Origin of the sequence: uncultured Campylobacter sp., assembly GCF_937949835.1 — a bacterium.
Taxonomy (GTDB): Bacteria; Campylobacterota; Campylobacteria; order Campylobacterales; family Campylobacteraceae; genus Campylobacter_B.
This window is the reverse complement of the sequence record NZ_CALEDC010000199.1, coordinates 1-14,413: the sequence shown is the minus strand read 5'-3', so window position 1 is coordinate 14,413 and position 14,413 is coordinate 1. Positions and strand designations below refer to the sequence as shown.

At 47.0% G+C, this 14,413-nt stretch carries 16 protein-coding genes and 1 pseudogene; 16 read left to right on the top strand and 1 reads right to left on the bottom strand.

Annotated features, from left to right (window positions below; genetic code table 11):
• The 16 genes and pseudogenes from Q0256_RS04620 to Q0256_RS04545 form a co-directional block, all read left to right on the top strand.
• Positions 1-725 (top strand): annotated as a pseudogene (locus tag Q0256_RS04620) (F0F1 ATP synthase subunit alpha); the annotation flags it as partial.
• A gap of 12 nt (positions 726-737) precedes the next feature.
• A complete protein-coding gene (gene atpG, locus Q0256_RS04615; RefSeq protein WP_297900610.1) occupies positions 738-1,646 on the top strand; it encodes an ATP synthase F1 subunit gamma in 909 nt (302 codons plus the stop codon).
• 11 nt (positions 1,647-1,657) lie between these two features.
• Positions 1,658-3,055, top strand: coding sequence for a F0F1 ATP synthase subunit beta (atpD, locus tag Q0256_RS04610; RefSeq protein ID WP_295151010.1), 1,398 nt, complete (start codon positions 1,658-1,660; stop codon positions 3,053-3,055).
• A 10-nt stretch (positions 3,056-3,065) separates the two neighbouring features.
• Positions 3,066-3,470, top strand: a complete 405-nt coding sequence (gene atpC / locus Q0256_RS04605) for an ATP synthase F1 subunit epsilon (protein WP_291938303.1) — start codon at positions 3,066-3,068, stop codon at positions 3,468-3,470.
• A gap of 2 nt (positions 3,471-3,472) precedes the next feature.
• Positions 3,473-4,048, top strand: coding sequence for a MotA/TolQ/ExbB proton channel family protein (locus tag Q0256_RS04600; protein WP_177389416.1), 576 nt, complete (start codon positions 3,473-3,475; stop codon positions 4,046-4,048).
• Entirely contained in the window at positions 4,048-4,446 is a 399-nt protein-coding gene (locus tag Q0256_RS04595; protein ID WP_005869629.1) for a biopolymer transporter ExbD, read from the top strand. The genes Q0256_RS04600 and Q0256_RS04595 overlap by 1 nt, the downstream gene beginning before the upstream one ends.
• Entirely contained in the window at positions 4,439-5,413 is a 975-nt protein-coding gene (locus tag Q0256_RS04590) for a TonB C-terminal domain-containing protein (RefSeq protein ID WP_297960488.1), read from the top strand. The genes Q0256_RS04595 and Q0256_RS04590 overlap by 8 nt, the downstream gene beginning before the upstream one ends.
• A gap of 18 nt (positions 5,414-5,431) precedes the next feature.
• The gene (locus Q0256_RS04585; protein ID WP_297960485.1) at positions 5,432-5,827 is read left to right on the top strand and encodes a TonB C-terminal domain-containing protein; all 396 of its coding nucleotides are present in this window, start codon (positions 5,432-5,434) and stop codon (positions 5,825-5,827) included.
• Between the two features lie 15 nt (positions 5,828-5,842).
• Positions 5,843-7,090: a Tol-Pal system protein TolB gene (gene tolB / locus Q0256_RS04580; RefSeq protein WP_177389413.1), complete on the top strand. Its 1,248-nt coding sequence runs from the start codon at positions 5,843-5,845 to the stop codon at positions 7,088-7,090.
• A gap of 55 nt (positions 7,091-7,145) precedes the next feature.
• Positions 7,146-7,619 (top strand): OmpA family protein, encoded by a 474-nt coding sequence (locus tag Q0256_RS04575; RefSeq protein ID WP_291938293.1) that lies wholly within the window; start codon positions 7,146-7,148, stop codon positions 7,617-7,619.
• A gap of 1 nt (position 7,620) precedes the next feature.
• Positions 7,621-8,439: a tetratricopeptide repeat protein gene (locus tag Q0256_RS04570; RefSeq protein WP_297960482.1), complete on the top strand. Its 819-nt coding sequence runs from the start codon at positions 7,621-7,623 to the stop codon at positions 8,437-8,439.
• Positions 8,440-8,489: 50 nt separating this feature from the next.
• Positions 8,490-9,137: an FKBP-type peptidyl-prolyl cis-trans isomerase gene (locus tag Q0256_RS04565; protein ID WP_297960479.1), complete on the top strand. Its 648-nt coding sequence runs from the start codon at positions 8,490-8,492 to the stop codon at positions 9,135-9,137.
• 9 nt (positions 9,138-9,146) lie between these two features.
• A complete protein-coding gene (gene fabD / locus Q0256_RS04560; RefSeq protein WP_297960476.1) occupies positions 9,147-10,091 on the top strand; it encodes an ACP S-malonyltransferase in 945 nt (314 codons plus the stop codon).
• Positions 10,088-10,786: a 5'-methylthioadenosine/adenosylhomocysteine nucleosidase gene (locus Q0256_RS04555; RefSeq protein ID WP_297900639.1), complete on the top strand. Its 699-nt coding sequence runs from the start codon at positions 10,088-10,090 to the stop codon at positions 10,784-10,786. Before fabD ends, Q0256_RS04555 begins: the two co-directional genes overlap by 4 nt.
• Complete coding sequence (locus Q0256_RS04550) at positions 10,783-11,532, top strand: ATP-binding protein (RefSeq protein ID WP_297960473.1); 750 nt, start codon at positions 10,783-10,785, stop codon at positions 11,530-11,532. The genes Q0256_RS04555 and Q0256_RS04550 overlap by 4 nt, the downstream gene beginning before the upstream one ends.
• A 1,106-nt stretch (positions 11,533-12,638) precedes the next feature.
• Positions 12,639-14,105, top strand: a complete 1,467-nt coding sequence (locus tag Q0256_RS04545; protein ID WP_297960470.1) for an aldehyde dehydrogenase family protein — start codon at positions 12,639-12,641, stop codon at positions 14,103-14,105.
• Between the two features lie 43 nt (positions 14,106-14,148).
• Here Q0256_RS04545 and Q0256_RS04540 read toward each other — a convergent pair.
• On the bottom strand, positions 14,149-14,413 hold a 265-nt coding region (locus Q0256_RS04540), incomplete at its 5' end, for a hypothetical protein (RefSeq protein WP_297960467.1).

Genomic DNA, 14,413 nt, shown 5'->3' with positions numbered 1-14,413 from the left:
ATTTGAGCAAACACGCGGTTGCGTATCGCGAGATGTCGCTTATCTTGCGCCGCCCGCCGGGACGCGAGGCGTATCCTGGCGATGTATTTTACCTGCACTCCCGCCTGCTTGAGCGCGCTAGCAAACTAAGCGATGCACTCGGTGCAGGCAGCCTAACGGCGCTTCCTATTATCGAGACGCAAGCAGGCGACGTTTCGGCGTATATCCCTACAAACGTTATCTCTATCACTGACGGTCAAATTTTCCTGGAATCGGGTCTATTCAACTCTGGAATTCGTCCTGCGATCAACGTAGGTCTTTCGGTTAGCCGCGTCGGCGGTTCCGCGCAGATTAAAGCGATCAAAAAGGTCTCGGGAACCTTGCGCCTAGATCTCGCTCAATACCGTGAGCTTCAGGCATTTGCGCAGTTTGCGAGCGATTTGGACGAGAGCAGCCGTAAGCAGCTGGATCGCGGACAAAGAATGGTCGAAATTTTAAAGCAACCTCCTTATTCGCCGCTTCCGGTCGAAAATCAAGTGGTCATCATCTTTGCGGGAAGCCGCGGATTTTTGGACGATGTGCCTACGAGCTCTATTGGCAAATTTGAAGCTGAGCTATATCCATATATCGAGGCGAAATATCCTGAAATTTTTGAAGAGATCAGAAGCAAAAAGACCATCGAGAAGGATTTGGAAGAAAATTTAATCAAGGCTCTAAATGACTTTAAAGCGACATTTGCCGCTTAAGAAGGCTAAATTATGGCAAATTTAAAGGATATAAAGCTTCAAATCAAAAGCGTCAGAAATACAGAGAAGACTACCAAAGCTATGAAGCTGGTCTCCAACGTCAAGCTTAAAAACACTAAAGAAGCGGCGATGCGCTCGCGTGCTTATGCGGTGAAGATTAACGAGGTCTTGGGTGAAATTTCTGCGCGCGTTAAAAATTACGTAGGCAATAATTCAGGCAACGACGAAAAACTTAGAATTTTTGATACCACGCGGGAAGTAAAGGTGGTTGATTTGCTGTTTATTACCGCAGATAAAGGGCTTTGCGGCGGTTTTAATATCAACACCATCAAAAAGATCAAAGCTTTGATTGAGGAGCTTAAAGCTAAAAAGATCAAGGTTCGCCTTCGCGCCGTCGGCAAAAAGGGGATAGAGTATTTTGATTTTCAAGGCATTGAGCTTTTGGAGCGATATATCGGCGTGAGCTCATCTCCATCGTCTGAGAAAGCTAACGAAATCGTCCAAGCCGCAGTTAAGGATTTTAACGAAGGTAAAACCGATGAAGTCATACTTATCCATAACGGCTATTTGAATATGATTACCCAAGAGATGCGGGTAAATACTCTGGTGCCGATCGGTGAACCTGCGATTAATGAGGACGCTTTAAAAACATCTACATTGGAAGTAGAGGTTGAAAGCCCTGAGGATGAAGAAACATTGATGTTAAATTTAATCCAGAGCTATCTTAGCTACAGCATGTATTACGCGCTGATCGACTCTTTGGCCGCGGAGCACTGCTCGAGAATGAACGCTATGGAGAATGCGACAAATAACGCCAAAGAACGCGTATCGCAGTTAAATTTAGCATATAACAAAGCCAGACAAGGCTCTATCACGACTGAGCTTATCGAGATCATAAGCGGCGTCGAATCAATGAAATGAAAGGAAAACGGATGAAAGGAATAATTTCTCAGGTAATGGGTCCCGTGGTCGATGTCGATTTCAAGGACTATTTACCGAAGATTAACGAAGCTATCGAGGTTAAATTTGACGTCGAAGGCGCTCATCGTAGGCTGATCCTAGAGGTAGCCGCGCACCTTGGAGACAATCGCGTCCGCACGATCGCTATGGATATGAGCGATGGACTTAGGCGAGGGCTTGAGGCTACGGCTCTTGGCGCACCTATTACAGTGCCTGTGGGCGAGAAGGTTTTGGGTAGAATTTTTAATGTCACGGGCGATCTGATCGACGAAGGCGAGGATGAAAAATTTGAAACCCGCTGGTCGATCCACAGAGATCCGCCTAGCTTTGAAAATCAAAGCACAAAGAGTGAAATTTTTGAAACCGGCATTAAGGTAGTCGATCTGCTCGCCCCTTACGCAAAGGGCGGTAAGGTAGGACTATTCGGCGGTGCTGGCGTCGGTAAGACCGTCATCATCATGGAACTGATTCACAACGTCGCTTTCAAACACAGCGGTTACTCCGTATTTGCGGGCGTCGGCGAGCGAACGAGAGAGGGAAACGACCTTTATAATGAGATGAAAGAATCCGGAGTTTTGGATAAAGTCGCCTTAACCTACGGTCAGATGAACGAGCCGCCTGGGGCGAGAAATCGCATCGCGCTAACCGGTCTTACGATGGCTGAGTATTTCCGCGACGAGCTAGGGCTTGACGTTTTGATGTTTATTGACAATATCTTCCGCTTCTCGCAGTCGGGTTCGGAGATGTCCGCGCTTTTGGGACGAATTCCGTCCGCGGTCGGTTATCAGCCTACGCTTGCTAGCGAAATGGGTAAATTACAGGAGCGCATTACTTCTACTAAGAAGGGCTCCATTACCTCCGTTCAGGCAGTTTATGTACCTGCGGATGACCTTACCGACCCTGCGCCTGCGACCGTTTTTGCGCACCTTGATGCGACGACCGTTTTAAACAGAGCGATTGCTGAAAAAGGAATTTATCCTGCCGTCGATCCGCTTGATTCGACCTCAAGAATGCTCGATCCACAAATCATCGGCGAGGAGCATTATAAGGTCGCTCGCGGCGTTCAGGCAGTACTTCAAAAATACAAAGATTTGCAAGACATTATCGCGATTTTGGGTATGGACGAACTTAGCGAAGAGGACAAGCTCGTAGTCGAGCGTGCTAGAAAGATCGAGCGCTATCTATCTCAGCCGTTTTTCGTAGCCGAGGTATTTACTGGAAGTCCGGGCAAATATATCTCGCTAGAGGAAACTATCGCTGGCTTTAAGGGAATTTTAGAGGGCAAATACGACGATCTGCCGGAGAATGCCTTTTATATGGTGGGAAATATCGACGAGGTAGTAGCAAAAGCTGAAAAGATGAAAGCATAGGAATTTTAAGATGAAAGAATTTTTGCTTTTAGATATCGTTACGCCCGAAGGGATGGTCTTTTCGGGCGAAGTCAAATCCGTCCAACTCCCTGGCATTACTGGCGAAATGGGTATTTTGCCGGGGCATGCGAGCTTGCTAACGGGACTTAAAGACAAAAGCGAAGGCGGAGTCGTTGAGATCGTAGATAAAGACGGCAAAAAGCAGCTTGTTTTGGTAAACGACGGATTTTTGGAAGTTACAGAAGAAAAAACTACTATTCTAGCCACTCAAGCCGTAGCTATCGGAGGCGATAGCGAAAGCGCCGTAGCAAAGTCTTTGCAGCGCGCCAAAGATATGCTTGCGTCCATTAGCTCCGATGCGGCAAATTCCGCAGCGATTATGGCTAGAGTCGACGAATTCGCAAGGCAAAGTTAAATATGCTAGATCTAATTTTAAGTTATTTTACGAGAAGCACATTTATTACGATATTCGTGCTTTCTTGGTTATCCATCTATTTTATCGTCACTTTTACGATTTTGATCTCCAGATTTGTAGGGCTTAGTGCGTGGCAACACCGCGAAGCAAAGGCACTCGAATCCTTGCTGATGGGTGGTAGGATTTCGCTTTCGGGCTCTATTTTTCAAAAAGTAAATACCGATAAAATTTCAAAAGAGGCCTTGGAAATTTATAAAGGCAAAGCCGAACGCGACTCCACTAGCGGACTTACCTGGCTATCTATCGTTGCCTCTACTTCGCCATTTATCGGGCTATTTGGTACGGTTGTTAGTATACTTCACACATTTTCCAAGCTTGGCGGCGGAAATTCCGGCATCGATACTATCGCTCCTGCGATCAGCGAGGCGCTGGTTGCCACAGGATGTGGAATTTTTGTAGCGATCCCCGCATACACCTTTAGCTTACTTATAAAACGCAAAGCATACGAAGTTATGAGCATCATAAATCGTACAGCGGATATTTTGCTATTTAAAGCAAACACTGGAAAAGCTATTTAATGTATAATTTCGACGAAAATCCAGAGTTAAATATCACTCCGCTCGTCGATATTATGCTTGTTTTGCTAGCGATTTTAATGGTCGCGCAAACGGCGATTATCTACGATGAAAAGATCGAACTGCCTAGTGGCTCAAAAGCACAGGTTTCGGAAAATACCGCGGAATTCTTGCTTGTGCGTATCGGCGAAGATCGCAAGGTTTATATCGACAAAAGCTCGATGAGTCTGGCAGAATTCCCAGATAATCTCGTACTGCTTAAAGGCACCGGCAAGTATAGCTTGGAAAAACCTGTCTATATCCAAGCCGATAAAAGACTCGTTTATGACGATGTAATGTTTGTCTTAAAGAGCTTAAAGCAAGCGGGTTTTACTAAAGTCGCGCTTCAAACAAATGGCTAATTATTCAAATTTTACGGGGGTTAAATACGATAATTTTAAATCGTTTTTAATCGCCCTTTTTGCCTATCTGCTGGTGATTTTTGTTCTTTTATATCAAATTTCAAAGCCGCAGGAAAAATTTAAAAAATATACTGACAATCCCAACGATTATATGGATGTTACTTTTGATTTCGAAATAGATGATAAACTTCCGTCCGCGCCTGAAATCGCTAAAGAAACGAAGCAGGGCGAGTTTGAAAATAAGAATATTAAGGACGTGCCGGAGGATAAAATTAAGACTACGGCGCAAGTAGTTCCGCCACCTCCGGTGCAGGCAAAGCCGAAAGAGCCCGAAAAGCCAAAGGAAGAGCCGAAGCCGGAACCTAAAAAGGACGAGCCTAAAGCTGAGCCCAAAAAAGAGGAGCCCAAACCCGAGCCTAAGTTGGAAGATAAACCTTCCGAAAAAGTAGTAGAGAAAAAAGAGGAAACTAAGCCGGAGCCAAAAAAAGAGGAAAAACCGAGCTTGAGCGATCTTTTTGGTGGCATTGATATGAAAAAAGTTGAGCAAAGTGCCAAAGCTAGCGACGCCGTTCAGAGTAACAAAAAGTCCGATAAAGAAACCGCCACCTCTAGTGCTAAGGATAAAGCGGCATCTAAAAATGCTGTCGTCAAATCCGATAAGCTTGGCGGCAGGACGCAAAGGACGGGTGAGTATAACGCTTATTACGGCGCTATCGAGAAGAAGCTTCAAGTTCTATGGAGCAGATATGTGGCGACCGCGAAGGACGACGCAAGGATTAAGATAGTCTTTGGCGCAGATGGGCGAGTGGCGGATTATACTATTATAGAGCTGGGGCGAGAGACGGAATTTAATCAGAAGTTGCGAGATTTTTTGGATAATCTATCTACTCAGACTTTCCCGAAGTCTCCCGACGGAGCATCGCATGAGATTGATACTAGGATGTCCGACGTGATGAAGACAAATTAGAATTTTGTAAGGAAAAAAGTGAAGAGACTTTTTTGTATTTTTGCGTTTTGCTGTATGCTTTTTTCGGCGGATTCGGAACAGAATTTTACTTATGAAAGAAATTCCGTTTCGCAAAAATCTGGTAAAATTCAAATTTCAAAGGAGCTAGATGCTTATTTTTCGCAGATGGCGTCGAAATTGCAAACTCTATGGACGAAGTATCAAGCAGGCATTTCCGATGAGGCTAGAGTTCGCGTAGAATTTAGTACCGATGGACGAGTTTTAAATTATCAAATTTTAGAGCTTGGGCGTAGCACAGAATTTAACCAAAAGCTAAGAAAATTTTTAGATGAGCTTCCTAAGCGAAGCTTTTCAAAATCACCGGATAATAAATCTCACACATTTGAAATGGTATTATCCGACGTAGCAAACTAAATTTAAGGAGAAAAGATGAAGAAACTACTTTTGATTCTTGCATTTTGTAGTAGCATTTTCGCGGCAGATGCGACTATGTCTATCGTAAACGAAGGGGTAAATCTACCTAAAATCGTTGTTCAGGATGCATCGAACCTTGCAAATTCAGAATTTGGCAACAAATTCTTTAAACTTATGGTGGGCGATCTAAAGGTCGGCGCGACTTTTGAAGTCAGCGACGAGTATCTACAAAGCAGCTATGATGCGGGCGCTTCCGACAATCTAGGCTCTAGCGGTGCCGCTCTTATCGTGCGCTACGCGGTAAGTGATAAAAGCTCGCCGATGAGCCTAAAAGCCAAAGTGCTCGAAGCAAACAGCGGCAGGGTGATGTATGAGAAAAGCTTTACGCTTTCAAATGCCGAGAAATATCCGTTTTTAGCCCATATGGCGGTATCTGAGATCGTCAAGCAGCTAGGCTATTCGAATGTCGATTGGATGAAGGAGATGATTCTGCTATCGCGCTATACTTCGACGCGCGAGAGCGAGATCATGGTGGCGGATTATACGCTTACCTATCAACAGGTTGTGCTTCGCGGCGGATTAAATATCTTCCCTAAATGGGCAAGCGCAGCGCAGAACGAATTTTATTACACCTATTACGTCAATAAAAATACCCCTGCTATCTATAAATTTAATCTATCCAACGGTAGCAAGAGTAAAATTTTTACCGGTCATGGCATGACGATAGCTTCAGATGTAAGCGCCGACGGCAGAAAGCTTTTAATCACCAATGCGCCTAAAGATCAACCCGATATTTATTTGTATGATATAGCCTCAGGTAGCGCTAAGCAAATTACCGATTATGCAGGCATTGATGTAAATGGAAATTTTATCGACGGCGATTCGCGCGTGGCTTTTGTGAGCGATCGTTTAGGTTATCCGAACGTATTTGCCACTAGCATAAATGGCGGCAACGTTCAGCAGCTCGTCTATCACGGCAAAAACAATAACTCCATCAGCACAAATGGCAATTATGTTACTTACTCTAGTCGCGACGGCGGGGGCGGATTTAATATATATTTAATCTCAACTCAAACCGATATGATTCGCCAGTTAACGGCTAGCGGCAAAAATATGTTTCCTAGATTTTCTAGCGATGGCGGCAGCATTATGTTTATCAAGCAAGACGGCAGCGGAAGCTCGGTAGGTATTATCAGAGTTAACGAGAATAAAAGTTTTCAATTTCCGTTAAGAGTGGGTAAAATTCAATCGGTTGATTGGTAAAATATTAAAAAATCTCGTGATATAATGACTTCAATTTTTTTTGAAAGGATAGAAAATGAAACATTTAGTTTTATCTTCGATAGCAGTTGCTGCTCTATTATTGAGCGGTTGTTCTAAAAAGACCCCAGAGGCCGATACTACAAGCACAAGTAATGCAGATAGACTAGCTGCTTTGGCATCTCAGATCCAAAGTGAAGTTGGCACTGTTTATTTCGACTTTGATAAATTTAATATTAGAGCCGATCAGCAAGGCACAATCAATAATAACGCAGCTTTATTCAATCAAGCAGGCGCAGAGTCTCTAACTGTTAAAGTTGAGGGTAACTGCGATGAGTGGGGTTCTGATGAGTACAACTATGCTCTTGGTCTAAAGAGAGCTACTGCAGCTAAAGACGCATTGGTTGCTCAAGGCGTAAATGAGAGCAGAATTTCCGTAGTAAGCTACGGCGAGAGCAATATGGCTTGCACAGAGCATTCTAAAGAGTGCGACGCTCAAAACAGACGCGACGAATTCAAAGTTGGATTCTAATTTGAAATTTAAAAATTTCATGGTGGCGGCTCTTTTGGGAGTCGCCACTTTTTTAAATGCAGAAACTTCTGCATTTGATGCTGGCAATATTGATTCAGGTAGCTCTTATGGACTAACCGAAAACGAACAAGTATTGCGCGACAATCGTAAGCGTATAAGCGAGATGCAAACTAGTGTAGATAATACACGCGAGAGCGTTGAAGGTTTGCGAAGTGTCCTTGAAGGAACAAATTCTAAAATTTCGAATCTGGAAAACAGAGTAGCGGATCTAGAAATTCGCGCTACGGGCAAGAGCCAAGGTAACAGCGAGCTAGATCAGATGAAACGAGATATCGCTACTATAAAAGCCCAAATTGCTGAAATTAATAAAAAATTAGGCAATGGCAGCGGCGTAAAAAAAAACGCTGAATTAGACGCAGGCACTGCTTCAGTCTCTGCTAGTACAAAATCAGACTCCGATTTTAAATCAAAAGATCAGGCTTCGGTATTAAAAGAGGCTGACGCTTTATATGCCAAAAAAGACTATTCCGGCGCAAAAGAGCGCTACAATTATTTAGTATCTAAAAATTACAAGCCCGCTAAGGCAAATTACATGCTGGGCGAAATTTCATATTTCTCTGGCTCATACGCGGAAGCGATAAACTATTACAAAAAGAGTATCTCGCATAACGAGAGCCAAGACTACACCCAAAAACTTCTTTATCACACCGCGATCAGCTTCGATAAGATCGGCGATAAAGACAGCGCAGATAAATTCTACAAAGCGCTAAAGGCTTCATACCCGGACTCCAAAGAAGCTAAAGCCGCACCCACTAGATAACCTAAATTTAAATACAAAATCAAAAATAAAATTTTAAATAGGAGAAAACTATGGCTAACAACCGAGTTATAAAGATGCATTATGAGCTAAAAGACGGCAAAAGCGGCGAAATTTTAGAATCAAATTTAAACTCCGACCCGATCGCCTTTCTTAGCGGCAAAGATCAAATCATCCAAAAGCTGGAAGATGAAATTTTAAATCTACAAGCGGGCGAGAGCAAAACGGTTCGCATAAGCCCGAGCGACGGGGTCGGCGAGTATAAGCAGGACGCCGTGCAGATCCTGCCTAAAGAGCAGTTTGCGGGCATCGATCTGGTCGTTGGTATGGAGCTTTTCGGTCAGGCGGAGGACGGCGCGACTACTCGCGTGAGCGTCAAAGCTATCGGCGAGCAGGACGTTACCATCGATTTCAACCATCCATTCGCGGGCAAGGAGCTGGAATTTAACGTAAAAATCGTCGAGAACCGAGAAGCGACGGCGGACGAAATTCTTACCGGCCAGCCAGAGGGTGCGCACAGCTGCGGCTGCGGACATAATCATCACGAGGGGCACGAGTGCTGCGGCGGACACGGACACGACCACGCAGAGGATCATGAGTGTTGCGGAGGCCATGGGCATGCAGACGGTCATGAATGCTGCGGAGGTCACGATCACGGGAAAGATCACGAGTGCTGCGGCGGGCACCATCACGAGCATTAGGACTTTTTTATGAAATTTGCTTTTATCTTCCCCGGACAGGGCAGCCAAAGCGTAGGCATGGGCATGGAGTTTTACGAAAACTCCGCATCTGCGCGCGCGCTTTTGGATGGGGCTTCAGAATTTACCGGTATCGATTTTAAAAATTTACTGTTTGAACCTAACGACAAGCTCGACGTTTCGGAATTTACGCAGCCTGCGATTGCATTAAATTCCATGATGGTGCTTGCGGTGCTACAAGAAAGAGCGGATCAAGGAAAGCTTAACATCGCTCCGCAGTTTTTGCTCGGACATTCGCTGGGCGAGTTTAGCGCGCTAAGCGCTGCGGGAGGCATAGAGCCGAAGCAGATGTTAAAGCTAGTAAATATTCGCGGCAGGCTTATGCAGAGCGCCTGCGAGGGCAAAGGCGCCGGAATGATGGTGATCTTAGCTCTTGCCGATGAGGCGGTCGAGAAAATTTGCGCGGATGCGACGAGCGCCGGTAAGCAGGTTTGGGCGGCGAATTATAATTGCGACGGGCAGATCGTAGTCGCGGGTAAAAAAGACGATCTCGCGGCACTCGAGGGCGAGTTTAAAGCCGCAGGCGCAAAGCGCGCGATGTTACTGAATATGAGCGTCGCAAGCCATTGTCCGATGCTACAAAGTGCTAGCGACGAGCTTTTGGAATTTTTACGCCCCGCGCTAAAAGAGAGCTTCGCTCCGGTCGTCGCTAATGCCACGGCGCGAGTATACACGACGAAATCCGAAGCGCTAGAACTGCTTAAAGCCCAGCTTATCGGCCCCGTGCTTTACAAGCAAAGTATCAAAAATTACGAGGGCGAGGCGGACTGCTTCGTCGAGTTCGGCGCGGCGGTTTTAAAAGGGATAAACAAAAAGATCACGCAAAAGCCAACTTTCAGCATCACGGATCTTGCGAGCCTAGACGAGTTTGTAAAATTTGCAAAGGAGAATGGATGAAAGTAGCGATCTTAGGCGCCATGCCCGAAGAGATCGAGCCGCTGCTATCTGCGCTGCGCGAGCGGGGCGTGAGCGTGGAGGCTGTGGAGCACGCGAATAATAAATTCTACGCCGCTAAGCTTAACGGCCACGATCTAGTGATCGCGTATTCGAAGATCGGCAAGGTAAATTCCGCCCTGACCGCTACGGTTATGATCGAGAAATTCGGCGCGCGCGCGCTTATTTTTACGGGCGTTGCGGGGGCTTTGAAGCGTGGCATTAAGATCGGCGAAATTTTATACGCCACCTCGCTCGTGCAGCACGATCTGGACATCACGGCGTTTGGGCATCCGCACGGATTCGTGCCGGGAAGTAAAATTTCAGTCCAAACCGACGCGAAGCTAAATTCCATCGCGCAAAGCGTCGCCGAGCAGCTAGGCATCACGCTAAAATCGGGCGTCATCGCTAGCGGCGATCAGTTCGTAAGCGGCGAGGAGCGCAAGAGCTGGATCGAGCGGACGTTTGACGCGAGCGCGGTCGAGATGGAGGGAGCGAGCGTGGCGCAGGTGTGCGATGCGCTGGGCGTGCCGTTTTGCGTGCTACGCGCGATAAGCGACGAGGCGGGACACAAAGCCGAGTTCGACTTTGACGAGTTTATGGTAAAAAGCGCGCAGACGAGCGCAAATTTCGTCCTAAAAATGATCGAAAGGTTATGATAAACCTCTCCAAAAAGTTACTGCGACAGGTCGGACAAACCAACGCCAAATACAAGATGTTCGAGCGCGGCGATAAAATTTTACTAGCTCTTAGCGGCGGTAAGGACAGCATGAGTCTGGCGCACGTGCTGAAGCACTTCCAAAGCGTAAGCCCGCTTAGCTGGGAGTTTCGAGCCGTTACCGTCACTTACGGTATCGGCGAGGATCTGCGCGAGATAAGCGCGCATTTTAAAGAGCACGAGATCCCCTACGAGATAATCGATACTAAAATTTTTGAATTCGGCAAGGAAAAGATCCGCGCAAACACCACGTTTTGCAGCTTTTGCTCACGTATGAGGCGCGGATACATCTACTCCTACGCGCTTGAGCACGGCTTTAATAAGATCGCCATCGCCCACCACCTCGACGACGCTGCGGAGAGCTTTTTTATGAATTTCACCTTTAACGGCGCGCTTCGAACTCTCGCTCCGCGCTATGTCGCCGAAAACGGGCTTGTGATCATCCGCCCGTTCATTCTAGCGCGCGAGCGCCAAATCGCCGCCTGTGCTAGAGATAACGAGCTTCCGATCATGCGCGAGGAGGAGGTTTGCCCCGCGAAGCAATATGGCGGTAAGGAACCCACCGCGCGCGCCGCTACGAAGGAGCTTTTGGCACAGTACGAAAAGACCCATCCGAGGTTTTTTATCAGCCTGCAAGCCGCCTTTTCCAACATCCACGAAGAGACTTTTTTCGAGCCCAAATTTTAAAATTTTAAGCGGTTTGCACTCCCTCGCTCAAACGAATTCAAAGCGCGCAGTTCTTGCGATAACATGAGTTTCGTGCGCCTAGTTCGATTTTTTGACTTGAATGAGCCTGACGCACCAGAGCAGTTATCTTTCCCTGTGCTCGAACGAGCTGTGAGCCGCAGCGTAGGCAATTATGCCCTGGGTATGAGTTGTGCACGAGCCGCGGCGAATAGCTATCCCCCTGCGTCCGAGCCGTGCGCATGAGCGGTTATACTTTCTGCGTCTGAAGCTGTGCGCGCGAGCAGTTGCTCCCTCTGCGCCCGAGAAGCTACGAGCGATAGTAGGTTGTGCGTTGCTGTGTCTGTTTTTACAAAACAGCCGCGGCTGTTTTCGGCGCCGCCCTCTCGTCCTGCTCAAAATGCCGCCCGTACCAAGCGGAGCCTTACGAGCAAGCGTTATGGGCTTGCAAAGATTGCGCGAAAGACAGTTGTAGAAATTTTATTCCGAAAAGTATTTTTGAAATTTTACTTCACAAAATTTTAAAATTCTCAACCAGACTAAATTTTAAAATTTTAACGAAACTCGATTCAAAACTCTGACAAAGCCGAATTATGAAATTTTACCCCGCAAAATTTTAAAATTTATCGGCAGGCTATAGTTTGGGCTACGTATAGCTTGAGTCGCGCTCGCTAATTGATCGTCGCACGCTGCCGTGTGCCGTAAATTTAAACCGCCCGCCCGCTCCGCAAAATGTTTCTTAAATTTTACTTCACAAAATTTTAAAATTTTAACGAAGCCGAATTCTAAATCCAGACGAAGCCAAATTTTAAAATTTTATCGGAGCGAAATTCTAAAATTTCGCGCAGCCGAATTTTCGCTCTCGTTTCATAAACGTTACATTTTGAAATTTCGCCGCTCGCACCCGGTCAAATTTCACGCCGCTTCAAAGCCGCTTCAAAGCTCCGCTGTCGCGCGCGTAGATTAAATTTTAAAATTTCGCGCGCGCCGCATTTCTTCTCAAATTTACACACCGCGAAATTTTAACCGATTTTCGCTCCAAAATTTATGCCGCATTAACCGCCGCGGATATATAATAGCGAATGTCATATTTCACGTAAGGAGTAAGCATGGCTACAATCCAACCAAGCTATAAGCTTTTCATCGACGGCGAGTTTGTGGGTGCCGAAGGCGGCGCGAGCCTAGACGTTTTTAATCCCGCTACCGGCGAGAAAATTTCAAAGATCGCAGATGCTAGCAAGGCGGACGTCGATAGAGCGGTCGCCGCGGCCCGCAAGGCGTTTGAGAGCTTCCGTCGCACCAGCGTTTATGAGCGCAGCGCGCTGCTAAATAAGATCGCCGACGTCCTGGAGCAAAACGCCGAGTTCATCGCCACCGTAGAGACTATCGACAACGGCAAGCCGATCCGCGAGACGCGCGCGGTCGACGTAGCGTGGTCGATCGAGCATTTCCGCTATTTTGCGGGCGTGATCTTGGGCGAGGAGGGCAGCGCCAATATGCTAAAAGAGCGCTATCTATCCGTCGTTTTACGCGAGCCGATCGGCGTAGTAGGACAGATCGTGCCGTGGAATTTCCCGTTTTTGATGGGCGCGTGGAAGCTCGCTCCGTTACTTGCCGCGGGCGATACGTGCGTATTTAAGCCAAGCTCCGAAACCAGCCTTAGCATTTTGGAGTTTATCCGCCTAATCGCACCGCTGCTTCCAAAAGGCGTCATCAACGTCGTAACCGGCAAGGGAAGCAAGGCAGGCGAGTTCGTCCGCACTCACAAAGGGCTCGATAAGCTTGCATTCACCGGCTCTACCGAGGTCGGCAGAGGCATCGCGCTAGCCGCGGCGCAAAAGATCATCCCCGCTACGCTTGAGCTTGGCGGCAAGAGCGCGAATATCATCTTTGACGATTGCGACTTTGACGTTGCGATCGACGGCGTGCAGCTGGGAATTCTTTTCAACCAAGGCCAGGTCTGCTGCGCGGGAAGTAGAATTTTTGTGCAGGAGGGCATCTACGATAAATTCGTACTGGCGCTCGTGGAGAAATTTAAGCGCATCAAGGTAGGCGATCCGCTCGATCCGAACACCCAGATGGGATGCCAGATCAACAAAAAGCAAGCCGATAAAATTTTAGAGTACGTAAAAATCGGCGTAGAGGAGGGCGCTAAGATCGCCGTGGGCGGCAAGCGACATAGCGCGGGAGAGGCTTTCGTCGAGCCTACGCTACTCGTGGACGTGCGCAACGACATGCGCGTCGCGCAAGAGGAGATCTTCGGTCCTGTGGGCGTCGTGATTAAATTTAAAGATCAAGACGAGCTCGTCCGCATGGCAAACGACAGCCTCTACGGACTAGGCGGCGCCGTATTTACGCGCGACATCGCAAAGGCGCTCACGGTCGCACGCCTGCTTGAGACGGGTCGCGTGTGGGTCAATACCTACAACCAGATCCACGCGGGCGCGCCGTTTGGCGGCTACAAAGAATCGGGCATCGGTCGCGAGACGCACAAGATGATCCTGGAGCACTACACCCAGACCAAAAACATCTACATCGACACGATCTCCAAACCGAGCGGCTTTTACGAGCAGTAAAGGCTTAGCGCGGTATTTCGGGCGGTTTGCGCCGCCCGAAATTTTATTCTGTTTGACTCGATTGAGTATTTAATTTTAAGATTAATACAGGCTCATCATTTGGCGGTAAATTTTTATTTGTCAACCTTATGTCTTTATAAACATTTATCGTGATTTTAACATTTGGTATGTCGGTAGCCTTTGAAAAATTATTTAAGAGTAACTTTATATCATCATCTCTAGCGCCATAAATGTTTGCTATACTCTCATATCTATCGGTAATTTTTCCACAAGACCAAGAACCGCCTAGATGATTTAAATCTCTTATT

Bases quoted from the DNA above. Each gene is read 5' to 3' on its own strand.
- atpG (WP_297900610.1), top strand. From the start codon at position 738: ATGGCAAATTTAAAGGATATAAAGCTTCAAATCAAAAGCGTCAGAAAT.
- atpD (WP_295151010.1), top strand. From the start codon at position 1,658: ATGAAAGGAATAATTTCTCAGGTAATGGGTCCCGTGGTCGATGTCGAT.
- atpC (WP_291938303.1), top strand. From the start codon at position 3,066: ATGAAAGAATTTTTGCTTTTAGATATCGTTACGCCCGAAGGGATGGTC.
- Q0256_RS04600 (WP_177389416.1), top strand. From the start codon at position 3,473: ATGCTAGATCTAATTTTAAGTTATTTTACGAGAAGCACATTTATTACG.
- Q0256_RS04595 (WP_005869629.1), top strand. From the start codon at position 4,048: ATGTATAATTTCGACGAAAATCCAGAGTTAAATATCACTCCGCTCGTC.
- Q0256_RS04590 (WP_297960488.1), top strand. From the start codon at position 4,439: ATGGCTAATTATTCAAATTTTACGGGGGTTAAATACGATAATTTTAAA.
- tolB (WP_177389413.1), top strand. From the start codon at position 5,843: ATGAAGAAACTACTTTTGATTCTTGCATTTTGTAGTAGCATTTTCGCG.
- Q0256_RS04575 (WP_291938293.1), top strand. From the start codon at position 7,146: ATGAAACATTTAGTTTTATCTTCGATAGCAGTTGCTGCTCTATTATTG.
- Q0256_RS04565 (WP_297960479.1), top strand. From the start codon at position 8,490: ATGGCTAACAACCGAGTTATAAAGATGCATTATGAGCTAAAAGACGGC.
- fabD (WP_297960476.1), top strand. From the start codon at position 9,147: ATGAAATTTGCTTTTATCTTCCCCGGACAGGGCAGCCAAAGCGTAGGC.
- Q0256_RS04555 (WP_297900639.1), top strand. From the start codon at position 10,088: ATGAAAGTAGCGATCTTAGGCGCCATGCCCGAAGAGATCGAGCCGCTG.
- Q0256_RS04550 (WP_297960473.1), top strand. From the start codon at position 10,783: ATGATAAACCTCTCCAAAAAGTTACTGCGACAGGTCGGACAAACCAAC.
- Q0256_RS04545 (WP_297960470.1), top strand. From the start codon at position 12,639: ATGGCTACAATCCAACCAAGCTATAAGCTTTTCATCGACGGCGAGTTT.